Below are 16521 nucleotides of genomic sequence, written 5' to 3' on the forward strand. Positions count from 1 at the left end.
TGAGTGGCTGCGAGCAGGCGGCTCCGGTGACGCGAGGGGCGATGCCGCCGGGCACCTGGGAGTACCGCAGCCCCGAGGCCTGGCGCTTCATGCGGGAACATGGCTTCAAGCACGGAGCGCGTTACCGGCCCAGGCCAGCGGATGACATGTACGCGGTGGGGGTGGTGCTCTACTGGCTGTTGACGGACGACGTGCCCTTCCCGGTGGAGAATCGTGAGCATGTGGATGGGGTGCTCAACCGAGCGCCGGTGCCGCCGCACGAGCGCAACCCGCGGGTGCCGCGAGAGCTGAGCGAGCTGTGCCTGAAGTTGTTGGCCAAGCAGCCCGAAGCCAGGCCGGACGCGGCGGGGTTGGAGCGGGGAGTGGACGAACTGCTCGCGCGTCAGGGCTTGGAGTGGGAAGAGCCGCTGTGCGAGCCTCACGTCGAGTCTCTCCTCCCCCCAGCGGGAGAGGGGGACGTGGACGAGGAGGAGGAATGGGCCCGGGTGCCTTCCAGGCCCCGGCGAGGCAAGCGCCCGGCTCGTCCGGAGGCGCCAGAGCTGGGCAGCGTGGCCGTGCCGCAGCAACTCCCAGCACCGGACGGTGTTCCCGCCGCTCCCATCGCCGCACCCGTACCGGAGGTAGCCTCCGCTCCGGAGGTGCCCGTGGCCTCCATTCAGCCTCCGGCTCGCTGGGCCTTGCCATGGCGGCATCGTGCGGCGGGAGTGGCGGCAGTGGGCCTGCTCCTGATGCTGGGCGGGCTCGCCGCATGGCTCGATTCACAGAGGCACAGAGCGGCCCTGGAGCCCTCCGCCCAGAGCACCACAGCCGAGGTGTCTGCAACCCCGGAGTTCCAGTTCAGGTTGGGTGGAAGTCTGCCTACCTGGGAGAGCGATGGGAAAGTAGCGCCCCCTCTGAAACCACCGGAAGCTGAGCGCACGGTTCCTCTCGAGACCGAGGGGACTCCCACCGCGCCCGTGGCCGCTGGCGCCACGGCTCAAGAGCCTGAGGCTTCCGTGAAGACTGAGCAGCAGAAGCAACCCAAGCGCCTGGGGGCCGCGAAGAAGGCGGCGGCCCTGCTCATCACCTGCACAGCCCCCGCCTGCACCGGGCCTGGCGCGGAAGTGCGCCCGCCCCCGGTGACGGCCGAGGCGTGCCCGCCGGGCTCGCTCCAAGCCATGGAGCAACTGGGCATCCGCATCGGCAATCGGGCGGATGGCGAGTTCTCCTGGCACAAGGGAGATGTGAAGCCCGTGCCCATCAAGGAAGGGTGGACGACGCTGCGCATGGGCGACGACCTCGGGCAGCTCGAGGTGCCGTACCAGCTCTCGGGGCGGGTCCTTCTCTCGGAGAAGCGGGCGTATGGGCACTGGGTGCAGGCCACCAAGGATGGCAAGACGTATCCGGTCTGCCTGGAGTCGAACCAACCACGGAATGATGAGGGGGAAGTCGAGTCCACCGTCGGCGTGAAAGCGGTGCGCGAGTTCAAGTGAGGCTGTGGGAGCAGGGCGAGCGCAGCGGGACGCTGAGGCGTGGTAGAGGCGACGTGCCAGGACACGTTGCTGCCTGCCACCCTAGGAGGTCACCTCGTCGTGCTCGCCGCTCTGCCGCTGTTGTCCGCCGTGCTCGCCGCCACGCTTGGCGTGGTGGCTCCTCCCAGTCCACCCGACTGTGAGGCCGCGCCCCAGCCCCTGGTGCTCTCCGCGGAGTCGAGCGCACCGCTCGTGCTCTGCGTGAGCCCGGACACTGCCACCACCCTGCTCTTCGATACGTCGTTGGCGCCCGGAGCGGTGGAGGTGCAGGCCTCGGAGCAGGAAGTCCGGCTGGCACAAGGGCCCGGAGTGGTGACACTGGTGCCTTCGGCACGCCTGCTGCCCGGAGAGTGGCGCAAGTTGACGGTGCGCTTCGGGGATGGGGCGGCGCCAGCCCTGGCCACGGTGCTGCTCTATGTGCATCCGGCCCGAGCGACCCGGCAGGTGGAGGTGCAACGCAAGCCGCGCACGGTGGAGTCCTACCAGCGCGAGGTGGCCGAACAAAAGGAGCAGGTGCGGCAGTGCCAGAGGGAGAACGCTCAACTGCGCGCCTCCCAGGGCAAACCCGAGGGGTTGCGGGGGCTGGTGAGCGCGAGGCTCATGGGTGGGGACCTGGGCGGTATCGCCTCCGAAAACCTCTCCCATCCCAAGCCGCGCTATACCAAGCGCAACGGCAACGCGCTGGACGCGAAGCGGGTGTGGAGCTACCGCTCCAGTACGCGGGTTGCGGTGGAATTGAGGTTGCAACTCCTCTCCGGAGAGCAGCTCTGGGTGGCGGAGGGTGCCACGCTGGTGGATGCGCGCGGACGCGAGGTGCCGGTGCTCCCGCTCTGGCAGGCCGCACCTATCGCATTGGGGAAATTCCAGAGCGTGGTGGTGGAAGCCGAGGCCTCCACAGAGGAAGCTCAAGGCAGCTACACCCTCAAGCTCTGGGAGGCGGGTGGCGCGCGCAGTGTCACGGTGGAGGGCATCGTCTTTCCCCCAGCACCGGGTTCAACGGCTCCCTGACTCCGCGCCCCTCTATCGATTCCAGCAGGATCAGTGGGGCACGGGGGCGTCGTCGCGGATCCGCGCGTAGAGCAGGACGTCACCCACTCGGCCGTCCTTGATGACGTAGCGCCGCATCCTTCCCTCGAACGTATAGCCGGCTTTCTCCAGGACTCGGCGGGAAGCGGGGTTCCATTCGAACAGGAAGGCATGGACACGCTCGAGGCCCAGCTCCTCGAAAGCGTAGCGGGTGAGGGCCCCGACAGCCATGGTCGCGAGCCCTCGCCCCCAGTGGCTCGCGCCGAGCCAGTAGCCGATCTCCGCCGTGGTCCGGTGGACGTCTCCGTGCAGCTCCAGCCCGATGCTGCCGACGGCTTCTCCTCCGACGTCGATGGCGAAGATGGTCGGCGGACCGGACATCCCCTCACAGAACCTGATCCAGCCCTCGGCATCGGCGCGTGTGTAGGGATGCGGGAAGCGGTCCCGAAGGTTGAGCCAGATGCGGCGGTCGTTGGCGTGGCGCGCGAGCGCGTCGATGTCGCTCATGGCCCAAGGGCGAAGCGTCAGCAGGGGCAGGCGGATCATCCATCCTCCAGCGGCTAAGTCATCGGGGCTAAGTCTTTTCAGGGGTAGTATCGCCGTAACTGATCGCCAGTGGACTGTCTTACAAGTTCTTGGACATCGTCGCGATCGGTACCTGAGCTTGCGAGGGGACCCGCCGGAAGCGACCGAGCCGAACCTGTCCGACTGTCGGACAGGTTTGTGCCACGCGTCGCCGCCAGGGCCTCAAGTCCGTGGCTTCCCTGCTCAGGATGAGAACCACACCCGGTGTGCCGACAGGCGCTTGCTTGGGCACAGAGCACACCACGTACCCGGGACGGGCCCGCAGTCGCGGAGGCAGCTGCGAAGGGGGCTCGCTCCCGGTACATGGCTGATGTGAAAACAGCTTCGGTCTCACACCGCAGTGCGACCATGAGCCATTGCAGTTGTTGAGCCAGTAGTCACCCTGCCGGGCAGGCCGTAGCCGAGGGCGAATCCGGGAAAGAGAAATGCTCAAGGTGTGTACGCTTTCATTGCTCGCGACGGTACTTGGCGGATGTGCCGCGCTCGCCACTGCGTGGAAGGGAGAAGTCGAGTGGCCAGCCGAGGGCGAGGCACAGCTCGTTGCCCCATCCGTGGAAGCAGGAACCGCGCTCGCTGCGGCGGCCGCCATCCGCGAGATGATAAAACGGAACCCGTATCCGGACCTGTTCGCGGGCTGTTCCAGCCCCGAGCAGGGATTGAATGTCGCTGTTTTCAAGTATCCGAAGACAGGATTGTATTATGTCGTCGTGCATCAACGCTTTGACCGGTGTGGCGGCCCACGTGTGCGTGTGCTGGATGGGTGGTACGCGTACGCGGTGACTCCTCAGGGCGAAGTGGTGGCGGAAGCTCCCTTGATGGCGGGTGAACCACCCTCAGCCTCTACTCCCATGCCCGCTCCAGCGCCCGAGCAGGCTCCGCCGCAGGCCGCGCCGCCTCCAGAAGCGGAAGCCGGTGTGCCCGCGCCGCGTGCCCGACCCAGTCCTTCTCCCGCGCCTCCGCGCGATGTCGCGCCTGCTGCAGCGGACGTCGGCAGGCCCGCACTGGAACCACCCGCCGCCCCTACTACTGCACCAGCGGCCCCTCCGCCTCGTCCAGCGCCCCCTTCTCCTGAAGCGCTACCCGCCACTCCCCAAGAGTGAGTGCTGGGCGGCGCTTGGACGACTGCTCCCCGACTACGAGGCGAGGCAGGAGCAACTACGGCAAGACGACGCACAACTACCGGGACATGAACTCCATCATCCATAGCGATTGCAAGGACGTGGTCATCGTCGTCCCGAAGAATGCCCTCCAGCGCAACTGACCTACGGTGGTCCTCCGCACTCAATCTGGGGACAACGACAGTCCCCAAGGCGCTTGCGCGACTGGCAAGTCGCCTGGGGCGGTTCCCCTGAGGCCGGGAGGCGCGGGGAGCCAGAGAACAATGGGCTATGACACCGTGGCGCTAGGCGGAGGCTGCGGCTCGGCGCGGGGAGCCAGCCTCATGCCGGCCAGGTAGACGCCTCCGGCGATGATGAAGCCCGTGAACCACGCGTAGACGTAGAGCTCGTCGAAGAAGCCGGGCTCGCCGCTGAGCACCTTCACACTCTTGAGGAAGCCCGGGAGGTTGGGCAGCACGCCCAGCATGAGTGCTCCGACGGCGACCCAGTTGGTGCCGGCATAGCGCCCGTTGGGCCGGTAGAGGTCGGCCACATCCAGCTCGCGCCGGCGCAGGAACCAGTAGTCGGCGATCATGATGCCGGCGATGGGGCCAAGCAGCGCCGAGTACCCGACGAGCCAGTTGAAGATGTAGGACTCGGCGCTCGCGAGCAGTTTCCACGGCATCATCATGATGCCGAGCACACCGGTGATGAGGCCGCCGGTCTTGAAGCTGATGTGGCGCGGCGAGAGGTTGGCGAAGTCATTGGCCGGGCTGACCACGTTGGCGGCGATGTTGACGGACACGGTGGCCACGGCCACGCCGAACAGCGAGATGATGGCCACGATGGCCCGGGTGCCCGCCGAGGCGATGAGCGGCGCATCCCGGCCGATGGCGTTCGCCGAGCTGGTGAGCTGCCCGAGCAGGAACATGGGATCCCACAGCTTGCCTACGTCCACGCCGTGGAGGATGGCCTGGGTGGCGCTGGTGATGATGACGCCCATGGCCGAGAACACGATCATGGTCGTGGGCAGGCCCAGGGTCTGGCCGAGCATCTGCTCCTTCTGGCCGCGACCGAAGCGGGTGAAGTCGGGGATGTTGAGCGAGAGCGTGGCCCAGAACCCGATCATGCCGGTCAGCGAGGGGATGAAGACCTTCCAGAACTCGCCCACGGTGGCGAACTTGGAGGGCTGTTCGAGCATGGGGCCCAGGCCACCGGCGGCGTTGACGGCCCAGACGAGCAGCACCGCGGCCATGACGAGGACGAGCGGCGCGGCCCAGTTCTCGAAGACGCGCACGGCGTTCATGCCCCGGTAGATGAGGAAGATGTTGAGGCCCCAGAAGATGAGGAAGGTGATGGCGCTGGGGATGGAGAGGCCGAGGATCGTCGTGCCTTCGGCGATGTGGGCGTAGGCGGGCCAGAGTGCCTCGATCAGCGTCTTGCCCGCTTCGCCGCCGATGAAGGTCTGGATGCCGAACCAGCCACAGGCGACGATCGCGCGCAGCACGGCGGCGATGTTGGCGCCGGTGGTGCCGAAGCTGGCGCGGGCGAAGACGGGGAAGGGGATGCCGTACTTGGTGCCCGGGTGCGCGTTGAGCAGGATGGGCCCGAGGACGATGATGTTGCCCAGACCGATGGTGAGCAGCGCCTGCCACCAGTTCATGCCGACGGCGATGAGACTGCCAGCGAGCATGTAGGTCGGAATGCAGTGCGCCATGGAGATCCAGAGCGCGGCGAAGTTGTACGTAGTCCAGTTGCGCCGAGCCTTGGGAATGGGCGCGAGGTCACCGTTGAAGAGCGGGCTCTGAGCGATGTCTGGCGGGAGCTCGGCGAGCGCTTCCTGAGTCAGGGCTGGGTCGTGCAGGGTGCATCTCCCCGGAAGGGTGTGAAACACAGCATACACGCTCGTATTGAGACACGCTCCTGGGGGGTTAGGAGGCGCGCACGGGAAGTTCTCGGAAGGAGATGTCCTGCTCGTAGCCCAGCGTGCGGACAGCCTGGACGAAACGCTCGGAGGCGATGAGGGTGGTCAGGAAGTCTTCCAGGCGGAAGAGGTCGAGGTTTTGAGGAAGGGTGGAGGCATCCAGGATGAGTTCTGACTCAGCAGGGCGCGTCCATGCGATGCGTTCGCACTTCGGGCAGGGGACGGGACGCTCGGGGGGCAGGCAGTCGGGGTGAACGCGTCCGCGGGGGAGCACTTCCAGCTCGAGCAGTTCGGGAGGGTTCTTCTTGCGGAAGCGCAGTTGGGTGCGGCAGCCCTTGAGGCCTCGGAGCCCCTTCGCTTGGAGGCGCTCCAGAGGCTCGCGCTGCATCAGCAGCGTCCAGGAATGGTGCAGCACCAGGGGACCGAACTCACCCTGGGCTGTGCCATTCATGGGGCCCAACGAAGTTCCCGGCCAGAGATGGACTCCAGGGGGCACCAGCGGGCGCACCTGCTCGCGCAGCCGCTCGAACTCCGAGTAGTCCTCCTGGAATCCCCCATACTTCTTCTGTTCCTGAGGGGGCAGGTGAGACAGGTCGACGGAGGGGTAGGAGCCTCCAGTGGAAGACCAATCGGCGTGGCACACCGGGCAGTGCACACCGGGCAGCGCCCACTTGCTTCCATAACTATGGTGCCCCGAGTAACGCCGGTCTGGGACGTCCTCCACCAGGTAGAACCTCATGGGGTCTTGTATCCCGGAGGCACTGGTTGCGGCAGCCGTTTCCAATAGGGCACTACAGGCCCGAACAGTTCGAACTCGTAGATGAGTTGTCCGGCATACCGGAAGATCTCTTCCTTCGTTGCGTTGGTGTGCCTGGGGATCCACTGCCGCCACGCTGCATTCCACGGCCCTCCTTGGGCACCTCGATGGATGCTCAGGTGCTTCGTCAGCTCCAGCGGGATCGTGTACTCATCGATGTTGATCTTCTTGAGCTCGAACCATGACCTGAACTCCTGTGAGAAGATGTGGTGTTTCTGGTGTGGCTTGTTGCGTTCCTTGGCTGCCTCCTCCAGTTCCTTCAACTGGCTGGGAAGCAAGGGCTTGGGAACCCACGGGATGATGAAGACCGGGCGTGAGTCCCCGGGCAGTTCCTGAGCGCTGCCCCAGTAGCGCTGAGCGCCTGCGCCCACTTCGGCCAGCGGGGTAGCCTGGCCCCATGTGCGCACCACGTGTCCCGTTGCGAGGTGCTGCATGACTTCGCGGCAGGGATACAGCCCGCACTGCTGCCCGCCGCACATCACCAGCAGGCTGCTTTCCTGCTGGCAGGCCTGCTCGAACGAAACAGGCTCTGTCGCCACCTCGCTGCCTGGGCCCTCGCTCTGTGCAGAAGGAACCGTTGCGCATGCTGCCAGCACCGCCGGCAGCAGCAGCCATATCCAACGACCAGGAAATCGGCTCATGCGCGCCCGAGCGTAGCAGTTGATTGATGGGCGCTGCGCCTGGGGATGAGCCGTCGTCCTTGAGAACCCGTCCGAGGCAGCTTTGGCGCCGGGAAGCTGACGAGCAACTGGGACTACGAGGTACGCACGGGAAGTTCTCGGAAGGAGATGTCCTGCTCGTAGCCCAGCGTGCGGACAGCCTGGACGAAACGCTCGGAGGCGATGAGGGTGGTCAGGAAGTCTTCCAGGCGGAAGAGGTCGAGGTTTTGAGGAAGGGTGGAGGCATCCAGGATGAGTTCTGACTCAGCAGGGCGCGTCCATGCGATGCGTTCGCACTTCGGGCAGGGGACGGGACGCTCGGGGGGCAGGCAGTCGGGGTGAACGCGTCCGCGGGGGAGCACTTCCAATTCGAGCAGTTCGGGAGGGTTCTTCTTGCGGAAGCGCAGTTGGGCGCGGCAGCCCTTGAGGCCTCGGAGCCCCTTCGCTTGGAGGCGCTCCAGAGGCTCGCGCTGCATCAGCAGCGTCCAGGAGTGAGCCAGGACCAGCGGGCCGAATGTTCCCCGTGCAGATCCGGTCATGGGACCGAAGCCGGTTCCTGGCCAGAGATGGACTCCAGGGGGAACTAGCGAGCGTACCTGCTCGCGCAATCGCTCGAACTCCGCGTAGTCCTCCTCACACCGAGCTGAATACTTCTCCTGTTCCACGGGCGGCAGGTGGGTCAGATCCACGGAAGGATAGTCATCGCCTGCGATCGACCAGATGGCATGGCACACCGGGCAGCGCACGCCGGGCAGTCCCCATTGGCGCTCATCGGTGTGGTAGGGCGAATCATGAGGGACCGGGACTCGCCCTAGCATGTAGAAACGCATGGCTCCTCAATACCCCGGGGGCGGCGATGGGACCTTCCTCCAATACGGCACTACCGGACCGAACAGTTCGAACTCATAGATAAGCTGTCCCGCGTAGCGGAAGATCTCTTCCTGAGTTGCTCCAGCGTTCTGCTGGATGAAGCTGTCCCATATCGTGTACTTGTCGATGTTGATCATCTTCCTCGCGAACCACGATCTGAACGCCTGAGGGAAGACGTGGTGCTGCTCGTGAGGCCTGTTCCGTTCCTTGGCTGTCTCCTCCAGTTCCTTCAACTGACTGGGAAGCAGGGGCTTGGGAACCCATGGGATGATGAGCACTGGGCGTGAGTCCCAGGGCTGTTCCTGCGCACTGCCCCAGTACCGCTGGGCACTGCCACCGACTCCAGTTAGCGGGGTGGCCGTACCCCACGTGCGCACCATCTGTCCCGCTGCGAGGTGTTGCATGACCTCACGGCAGGGGTACATCCCGCACTGCCGCCCGTCGCACAGAGCGAGCAGGCTGCTCTCTTCCTGGCACGCTTGAGCGAACGAAACAGGCGCTGCCGCCACCTCGCAGCCAGCGCCCTCGCTCTGTTCAGAAGGAACTGCCGCGCATGCTGCCAGCACAGCCAGCAGCAGCAGCCACATCCAGCGACCAGGAAATCGGCTCATGCGCGCCCGAGCGTAGCAGTTGGCTGATAGATGCTGCGCCTGGGGATTGAGAACCCGTTCGAGGAGGCTTTGGATCCGGGACGTTGAAGAGTCGATGATGCTATGAGGCGCGCACGGGCAGTTCTCGGAAGGAGATGTCCTGCTCGTAGCCCAGCGTGCGGACAGCCTGGACGAAGCGCTCGGAGGCGATGAGGGTGGTGAGGAAGTCTTCCAGGCGGAAGAGGTCCAGGTCCTGAGGCAGCGTGGAGGCATCCAGGATGAGCTCTGATTCATCAGGGCGCGTCCAGCCGAGACGCCCGCACTTCGGGCAAGGGGCAGGACGCTCGGGGGGCAGGCAGTCGGGGTGAATGCTGCCGCAGGGGAGCACTTCCAGCTCGAGCAGTTCGGGAGGGTTCTTCTTGCGAAAGCGCAGTTGGGTGCGGCAGCCCTTGAGGCCTCTGAGCCCCTCCGCGTGCAGGCGCTCCAGAGGTTCTCGCTGCATCAGCAGCGTCCAGGGCTGAACGAGGCTGAGGGGGCCGAAGCTTCCCTGGGCTGGGCCGTCCAACGGGCCGAAGCCGGTCCCTGGCCAGAGATGGACTCCTGGAGGTACCAGAGGCCGCACCTGCTCGCGCAACCGCTCGAACTCCGCGTAGTCATTCTCGCACCGTGCCAGGTACTTCTCTTGTTCCTGAGGCGGCAGATGGGACAGATCCACTGAGGGGTACGCGTCCGCGATCGTGGACCAGACGGCATGGCATACCGGGCAGGCAACACCGGGCAGGCCCCACTTGCGATCAGTGGTGTAATAGCCCGAGTACTGCGGATCCGGGACGTCCCCCACCAGGTAGAGCCTCATGGGCTCTTGTATCCCGGAGGCACTGGTTGCGGCAGTCGTTTCCAGTAGGGCGGAACACGCTCACTCCGGTGAATGCTCCGATGCTTCATCAGTTCCAACAGGAGGAAGTCGGCTCATGGGTGCCGGAGCGTAGCACTCCACTCAGGCTGTTTTTCTAGACGAGCGGCAGCTCCAGCGTGGCCGTGGCCCCCTTGCCCGGGCCCTCGCTCTCCAACGAGAGGTTCCCCCCCAGCATCCGCGCCGCCAGCGAACTCGAGTGCAGGCCCAGCCCGTGCCCACCCTCGCGCGTCGTGAAGCCCTGCGAGAAGAGCCGCTCCCGGATCTCCGGCGCGATGCCCATCCCGTTGTCCGCCACGTGGATGCGTGCCACGCCTTCCTGCGCCTCCAGCCGTACGTGCAGGTTGCGCTGGCCCTCCGGCAGGTGCGCCATGGCGTTCTTGGCGTTGCTGATCAGGTTGATGAGGATTTGCAGCACCTTGTGCTTGTCCACCCGGATCCGCGATTCCATCGGGACAATGTTCTGCTCCACGTGGATGCCGTGGCGCTTGAGCGCGGGCATCTGGATGCTCAACGCGTCCTGGACCAACTGCGGAAGCTCGCACTCCTCCGTCACCAGCGTGTTGCGCGCATAGGTCTGCTGGACCTGGACGATGGCCCGGATGTGCTCGATGTGCATCCGCATCGCCTCCAGCCCTTCCCTCAGCGTCGACTGCTCACGGTGCAGCTCGTCCGTCAGCGCCGAGACATAGTCCGGCAGCCGCGCCCCGCGCTTGTCGTGCGTGAAGAAGTGGGCCAGCCCATTCCGGTTCTCCTCCAGCATCGAGGACACCTGCTTCAACCGTCCCAGGCGCGAAGCCTCCACCGCCTGGCTCATGATCTGCACGTTGATCACCGCGCTCGTCAGTACATTGCCCACGTTGTGGAGCACGTTCGTGGCCACCTCGGCCATGCCCGCCGAGCGCGCCGTCTCCATCAACTGCGCCTGCGCTTGCTTGAGCTCTCGCGTGCGCTCCTCCACCCGCTTCTCGAGCTCGTCATTCGCCCGGCGCAGCGCGCCCTCGGTGCGCTGCACGTCCGCATACAGCCGCGCGTTCTCCAGGGAGATGGCGGCCTGCGTGGCCAGGTGCCCGAGCAGCGACAGGCGCGCCGGGGTGAAGGCGTCCGTGGCCAGGCTGTTCTCCAGATAGAGCACTCCGCGGAACTCCTCCTGGCGCAGCAGCGGCAGGCACAGCACGGAGCGGGCTCCTCCGCCACTCAGCCAGTTGTCGGCCGAGAACGGATGGGGAATGGAGGCGTCGTTGATGAGCACGTGCTCGCGCGTGCGCCGGACATAGGTGATGAGTGTCCAGGGCAGGGCGGTCCCGTCCAGGCTCACCGCGGCGCCAGTGGCCGCGGTGTCCGAGATGGCCATCGTCGTGAGCTTCTCGCCGCGCGGTAGCAGCAAGGCGCCCCGCTGCGCCCCCGCATTCTCGATGGCCACCCGCAGCAGCGTGTCCGCCAGCCGCTCCAGGACGATCTCCCCGGAGATGGCCTGCTGCGCCTTCACCACCGTGAGCGCGTCGATCTGCGAGGAGTCCGTGTCCGTGAAGGTCTCTTCAGAAGGCACCGTGGCCGCCAGGTGCGGCCACTGCTCGTCCAGGTGCCTCACCTTCCCGCGAGCGCCCCAGCGCAGCCAGGCCTCCCGGGACTTGCGCGCGTAGGTGTCCGCGACCGTGGGCATCCGCAGCGCGTACCAGAAGCGCGCCGCGAGCTCGGTGGCGAGCGCCACGTGCTGGATGAAGTCGTTCTCCCGGGCGGAGAAGAGCGCTTCCTCGTAGGCCCGGAAGGCGTCGAACTCCTGGCCCGTGACGCGAGACAGCTCCGCGAAGACCAACCGCTCGGGCGCGCGGAACGTCTCCGCGCAGGTGCCCACCCACTCCAGCAGTTGCTGGTGGTGAGCCCGGATGGCCGCGATGGCCGGGCCTCGCTCCTTCTCGGGCAACTCCTCCAGGCTGGCGGCCAGCGTCAGCGCACGGAAGAGGTGGTAGTCCAACAGCTGGATGTGGCCCAGGGAGGACCAGCTCAGCGCTTCGGCCTTCGCCCCGGCCTCGCGCGCCTCCGCGTACGCCCCTTGCAGGTAGCGCGCCTGCATCTTCAGCGTCCAGTACCAGCACTGCATGGTGCTCATGCGCGCCGGGGTCAGCGTGGCCTCGAACTCCTCCTCGGTGAAGTCGTCACCGCTCAGCGAGCCGAAGCCCGGCGCCAGGCCGCGCAGCTGCTGCACGTAGCGCTGGGTGAAGTGGACGATGTCCCTCACGTCCACGAAGTTGGCCTTGCGCGCGAAGTCCAGCCGCGCCACCGACTCCTGGTAGACCTCCTCCAGGTCGTGTCCCAGCGCCAGCCGGTCCGTGACGATGTGGTTGCAGCAGTAGCAGGCAATCTGCAAATCGCTCGCCTGAAGCGCGTGGTGGAAGGCGCGCCGGATGTGCTCCAAGGCCTCGGAGAGGGGCCGGGTGAAGTAGCTGATGACCTCCAGGCTGTAGAACGCCGCGCCTCGCAGTGAGGCCAGCTCCTTGCGCTCCACGAGCGCGCACGCGAGCTGGCCAAAGGCGAGGCCCTCGCGATAGCGCTTGAAGGAGGGCCCCAGCACCTGCCCATACGAGGCATAGCCAGGGATGGAGGCGGCCGTGTTGCCGTGGCGCAGGCTGAGGGACACCAGCCGGCACAGGTGCAGGACGAGCAGGTTGATGTCCGTGATGAATGCTGGCGCGTACAGCGCGGACAGCATGCTCATCACCGCCTCCATGTCCGGATCGCTCATCCACGGCAGCTCCACGAGGCTCTCGATGGAGCGGCCCTCCATGAGCTTCCACACCTCGTCATTGGCGGCCGCCACCTCTTCCCAGGTGGGGTGCTCGGGCATCGGCATGCCCACCAGCGTCAGCCCCTCCAGGAGGCTGGCCAGGGCCGCCGGGATGTCCCCCGCGGCCATATGGAGATCGTTCTTCTTGCGGTAGAGGGCTGCCGTCTCCGCCTTCGTTCGCGCCCGGGGCTGCAGCTCCTCCACCAGCCGGCGCGCCTCCTCGGCATGGCCGCTCATGGCCTCGCACGTGGCCTGATCCAGTCGCAGCCGGAAGGCCAGCTCGTGCGCCGTCTCCCAGGGGTCTCCCGGCAGGAGCTGGAAGGCCGTGGCCAGGTACGAGACCGCGGAGCGGAACGCAGTGGACGCCTGCGCCTTCCACCCCGCCTCCGCGTTCAGCTTCGCGACCCGGAGGCGCTCCTCGGGGTCGGTGATCAGCTCCATGCCAGCGTTGAGCTGGCTCACCACATCGAAGAGGTTCTCCCGCGCCTGCTCCGATGACAGCGTCTGCAGCAGCAAGCGGCCGATCCGCAGGTGGAGCCCCTGGCGCTCCTCCGTGGGGATGAGGGCGTGGGCCGCCTGCTGGATGCGGTCGTGAAGGAAGCGGTACTGCTCCGGACCCGCGCTCGTCACAAGCCCTTCCTGGAGCGCGGCCTCCAGGCCCTGTTCCACCTCGGGAGCATCCAACATGTCGGAGATGACGTGCAGGAGCTGGAGCGGGAACGTGTTCCCCACGCACGCCGCCAGCCGCAGCAGGTGTTGCGTACCCAGCGGGAGCTGGCGCAGCTTGCCCACCATGAAGTCGACGACGTTGTCCGAGTAGTCCTTGGCCCGCACGCCCTCGGCATCCCAGCGCCATGAGCCCTCGGGAGTCCGGGTGAGCAGGCCGTCCTGGTTGAGCCGCTGGAGGAACTGCAGCAGGAAGAAGGGGTTGCCGCCCGTCTTCTCCCGAGCGAGCGCCGCCAGAGGCTCGATGACAGCAGCGGTCGCACCGGGGAGCGTGTCGCTCACGAGCCGTTGCACCTCCTCGGCGCTCAGCGGCTCCAACTGGAGTTCGCTCATCCTCGCGCCGGACTTGCGCAGCTCATCCAGCGTCAGCACCAGCGGGTGCAAGCGGTTCACTTCGTTGTCGCGGTAGGCGCCAATCCACAGCACCGGCGGCGTGTCCGGGTGGGTGAGCAGGTGCTGAAGGAGCTGAAGGCTGGCCAGGTCCGCCCACTGCAAGTCGTCGAGGAACAGCACCAGCGGACGCTCGGGGCTGGCGAACACGCCGAGGAACTTGCGGAAGATCCGGTTGAAGCGGTGCTGCGCCTCGACGGGCGACACCTCCTGCACGCGGGGCTGCTTGCCGGCGACGAGCTCCAGCTGGGGTACCACCTCCACGAGCACCTGGCCCTGCCCCTCCCACGCCTCGAGCAGGTGCTCGCGCCAACGCGCCAGCTCCTCGTCCGTCCCCGACAGCAACTGCTGCGTCAGCTGTCGAATGGCCTGGGACAGCGTGGAATAAGGAATGTCCTGCTGGAACTGATCGAACTTGCCGCTGAGGAAGAAGCCGTGCTGGCGCACCACCGGCTTGTGCAGCTCGTGCACCACCGAGGACTTGCCGCTGCCGGAGTAGCCGCGGACCAGGATGAGCTCCGGCCGGCCTTCGCGGGCCACACGCTCGAAGCCCTGGAGCAGGGCCGCGGCATGCGTGTCGCGCCCATAGAGCCGCTGTGGCAGTTGGAAGCGCGTGGGCACGTCATACAGCCCAGGCAGGAAGTCCTCCTGCACGCCCCGGAGCAGATTCTCCCGGCACCGCACGAGGTCGGCCCTCAACCCCTCGGCGCTCTGGTAGCGCTCCTCGGCCACCTTGGCCAGCAGCTTGAGCACGATGGCTGCCAGCACCGGCGGCAGGTTCGGCACCCGATCCAGGGGTGGAGGAGGCGCCAGCGCCATGTGGGCATGGAACCATTCCAGCGCATCGCGTCCGTGGAAGGGCCGGCTGCCCGTGAACAGCTCATAGAGGGTGACGCCCAGCGAGTACAGGTCCGTGCGGTAGTCCACCGAGCGGTTCATGCGCCCGGTCTGCTCCGGGGACATGTACGCCAGCGTCCCTTCGATGAGCGGCCCATGCAGCGCGTCCACGTGCTCGACGAGCTGGAGGCTGGCACTTCCGAAGTCGATGAGCCGCGGCTCTCCCGTCGGGGTGAGGATGACGTTGGAGGGCTTGACGTCCTTGTGGACGATGCCGCGGCGGTGCAACTCCGCGAGCGTCGATGCCAGGGAGATTCCCAGCTCCACGGCCCGGATGGGCTCGAGCGGCTGGCCGGTAATCTCAGACAGCGGGTTGCCTTCGACTTCCTCCAACAGCAGCACCGGCCGGTCCTGGATCTGCTCGCAGGCATGGACGCGCGTTACTCCGCGTACGTCTCGGAGCCGCTGCAGGATGCCGAACTCGCGGCGGTAGCGCTCGCGCTCGCGCGGTCCCGGGGAGGCGACCATGGGTGTTTTCAGGATGAGCGCCAGGCCGTCGGCATCGCGCACGGCGTGGAACAGCAGGTTCGTCCCCGTGGCCTTGATGGCGCCTCGAAGGGTGTAGCCAGGAATGGTGAGCATGCAGGTGTGGATGGGCCTGGGAGCCGGTGGCGACTCGCCTCGACCGCCATGGTTGGAGCAGCAATGTGACCATGCTGTGAATTACATCCACAAGTGGACAATGCCTGAACACCGCATGAGTCAAGGCAGACTCTGACTCCTTGAATGGGTTTCACTCACCCTGAGAGCGGCTGAGAGGGTTTGGGCTGCTCCGCCGGAGGCTCCTCGGGCGGAGCGAGGTTGGCCAGGGCTGCGGCTGACAGGATGAGTGCTCCACCGGTCAGCACGGACGCCGTCAGCGGCTCATGGAGCAACACCACCCCCAGCACCACCGCGACCAGCGTGTCCAGCATGGCCATGGCTCCCAGCGCTGACAGGGAGATGCGCGGCAGCAGCCAGTACAGCAATTGGTACGTCATCACCGTGCCGCCCAACGCCAGCCACAGCAGGGAGAAGACGGCGCGCGGCGTCCAATGTGCTGGCGCCTGAGCCTCCAGCAGGAGGGAGGCCGCCAGCAGGGGCAGGGCGCCCGTCAGCGTCTGCACGCACACCAGCAGGTGGGGCTGGACATGCCCCATGTGCTTCTTGAGCAGCACGTTGGCCACCGCGCAGAACACCGCGGACAGCAGGATCAACAGGCCGCCCACCATGCCCGGGCCAGAGACCGCCGCGGAGCCGAGCTGCGCGTACTGCAGCGCCACCACCCCGGCCACCCCGAGCGCCGCGGCCAGCAGCTTGCGCGGCGTGAGGAACTGGTCCGGCAGCAGCGCGCGCCCCACCAGCAGCACCCACACCGGGTACGTGGAGAAGATGAGCGCGGACCAGCTCGAAGGGATCCACTGTTGTCCGACGAACATCAGGCCGAAGGGGAGGCTGATCTGAAGCGCCCCCAGGCCGACGAGGCGCGTCAGGGTGCGCGCTCCCAGCGCTCCGCCCTGCGCGTGGGAGAACGGCAGCAGCACCAGCCCCGCCACCAGCATCCGCACTCCCACCAGACGCAGCGGGGGCAGATCCTCCAGCGCCACCTTGGCCACTGCCCACGTGGACCCCCAGGTGATGAAACAAATGCAATACGCAAGGACTACACGGAGCGTGCCTGGTGAGCGAGAAGCCGGGGCGAGAGTCATTTCAGAGAGAAAATCAAAACACGGGTTTATCAGTGTTGCCGGG

General features: G+C 66.6%; 12 protein-coding genes. 3 read left to right on the forward strand and 9 right to left on the reverse strand.

Annotated elements, in window-relative coordinates; all coding sequences use genetic code 11:
* On the forward strand, positions 1-1472 hold a 1472-nt coding region (locus KY501_RS44190), incomplete at its 5' end, for a serine/threonine protein kinase (RefSeq protein ID WP_224370539.1).
* Positions 1473-1571: 99 nt separating this feature from the next.
* Positions 1572-2519: a DUF2381 family protein gene (locus tag KY501_RS44195; RefSeq protein ID WP_224370541.1), complete on the forward strand. Its 948-nt coding sequence runs from the start codon at positions 1572-1574 to the stop codon at positions 2517-2519.
* 30 nt (positions 2520-2549) lie between these two features.
* Here the strand turns inward: KY501_RS44195 and KY501_RS44200 are convergent, their stop codons facing one another.
* Positions 2550-3083 (reverse strand): GNAT family N-acetyltransferase, encoded by a 534-nt coding sequence (locus KY501_RS44200; protein WP_224370543.1) that lies wholly within the window; start codon positions 3081-3083, stop codon positions 2550-2552.
* Positions 3084-4236: 1153 nt separating this feature from the next.
* Here KY501_RS44200 and KY501_RS44205 point away from each other — a divergent pair.
* Positions 4237-4383: a hypothetical protein gene (locus KY501_RS44205; protein ID WP_224370545.1), complete on the forward strand. Its 147-nt coding sequence runs from the start codon at positions 4237-4239 to the stop codon at positions 4381-4383.
* Positions 4384-4508: 125 nt separating this feature from the next.
* Here KY501_RS44205 and KY501_RS44210 read toward each other — a convergent pair whose 3' ends face one another.
* The 8 genes from KY501_RS44210 to KY501_RS44245 form a co-directional block, all read right to left on the reverse strand.
* A complete protein-coding gene (locus tag KY501_RS44210) occupies positions 4509-6113 on the reverse strand; it encodes an NCS1 family nucleobase:cation symporter-1 (protein WP_224370547.1) in 1605 nt (534 codons plus the stop codon).
* A 37-nt stretch (positions 6114-6150) separates the two neighbouring features.
* Positions 6151-6882, reverse strand: a complete 732-nt coding sequence (gene sitI6, locus KY501_RS44215; RefSeq protein WP_224370549.1) for a SitI6 family double-CXXCG motif immunity protein — start codon at positions 6880-6882, stop codon at positions 6151-6153.
* Positions 6879-7601 carry a SitA6 family polymorphic toxin lipoprotein gene (gene sitA6 / locus KY501_RS44220; RefSeq protein WP_224370551.1) on the reverse strand — a complete coding sequence of 241 codons (723 nt, stop codon included), beginning with the start codon at positions 7599-7601 and terminating at the stop codon, positions 6879-6881. Before sitA6 ends, sitI6 (KY501_RS44215) begins: the two co-directional genes overlap by 4 nt.
* Positions 7602-7714: 113 nt before the next feature.
* Complete coding sequence (gene sitI6 / locus KY501_RS44225; RefSeq protein ID WP_224370553.1) at positions 7715-8449, reverse strand: SitI6 family double-CXXCG motif immunity protein; 735 nt, start codon at positions 8447-8449, stop codon at positions 7715-7717.
* Positions 8450-8455: 6 nt separating this feature from the next.
* The gene (locus KY501_RS44230) at positions 8456-9100 is read right to left on the reverse strand and encodes a DUF2380 domain-containing protein (protein ID WP_309243046.1); all 645 of its coding nucleotides are present in this window, start codon (positions 9098-9100) and stop codon (positions 8456-8458) included.
* Positions 9101-9200: 100 nt separating this feature from the next.
* Positions 9201-9935: a SitI6 family double-CXXCG motif immunity protein gene (gene sitI6, locus KY501_RS44235; RefSeq protein WP_224370555.1), complete on the reverse strand. Its 735-nt coding sequence runs from the start codon at positions 9933-9935 to the stop codon at positions 9201-9203.
* Positions 9936-10089: 154 nt separating this feature from the next.
* Positions 10090-15372, reverse strand: coding sequence for a trifunctional serine/threonine-protein kinase/ATP-binding protein/sensor histidine kinase (locus tag KY501_RS44240; protein WP_224370557.1), 5283 nt, complete (start codon positions 15370-15372; stop codon positions 10090-10092).
* Between the two features lie 155 nt (positions 15373-15527).
* A complete protein-coding gene (locus KY501_RS44245; protein ID WP_224370559.1) occupies positions 15528-16478 on the reverse strand; it encodes a DMT family transporter in 951 nt (316 codons plus the stop codon).
* Positions 16479-16521: the final 43 nt, after the last annotated feature.

This window comes from Hyalangium versicolor, from assembly GCF_020103695.1.
Taxonomy (GTDB): domain Bacteria; phylum Myxococcota; class Myxococcia; order Myxococcales; family Myxococcaceae; genus Hyalangium; species Hyalangium versicolor.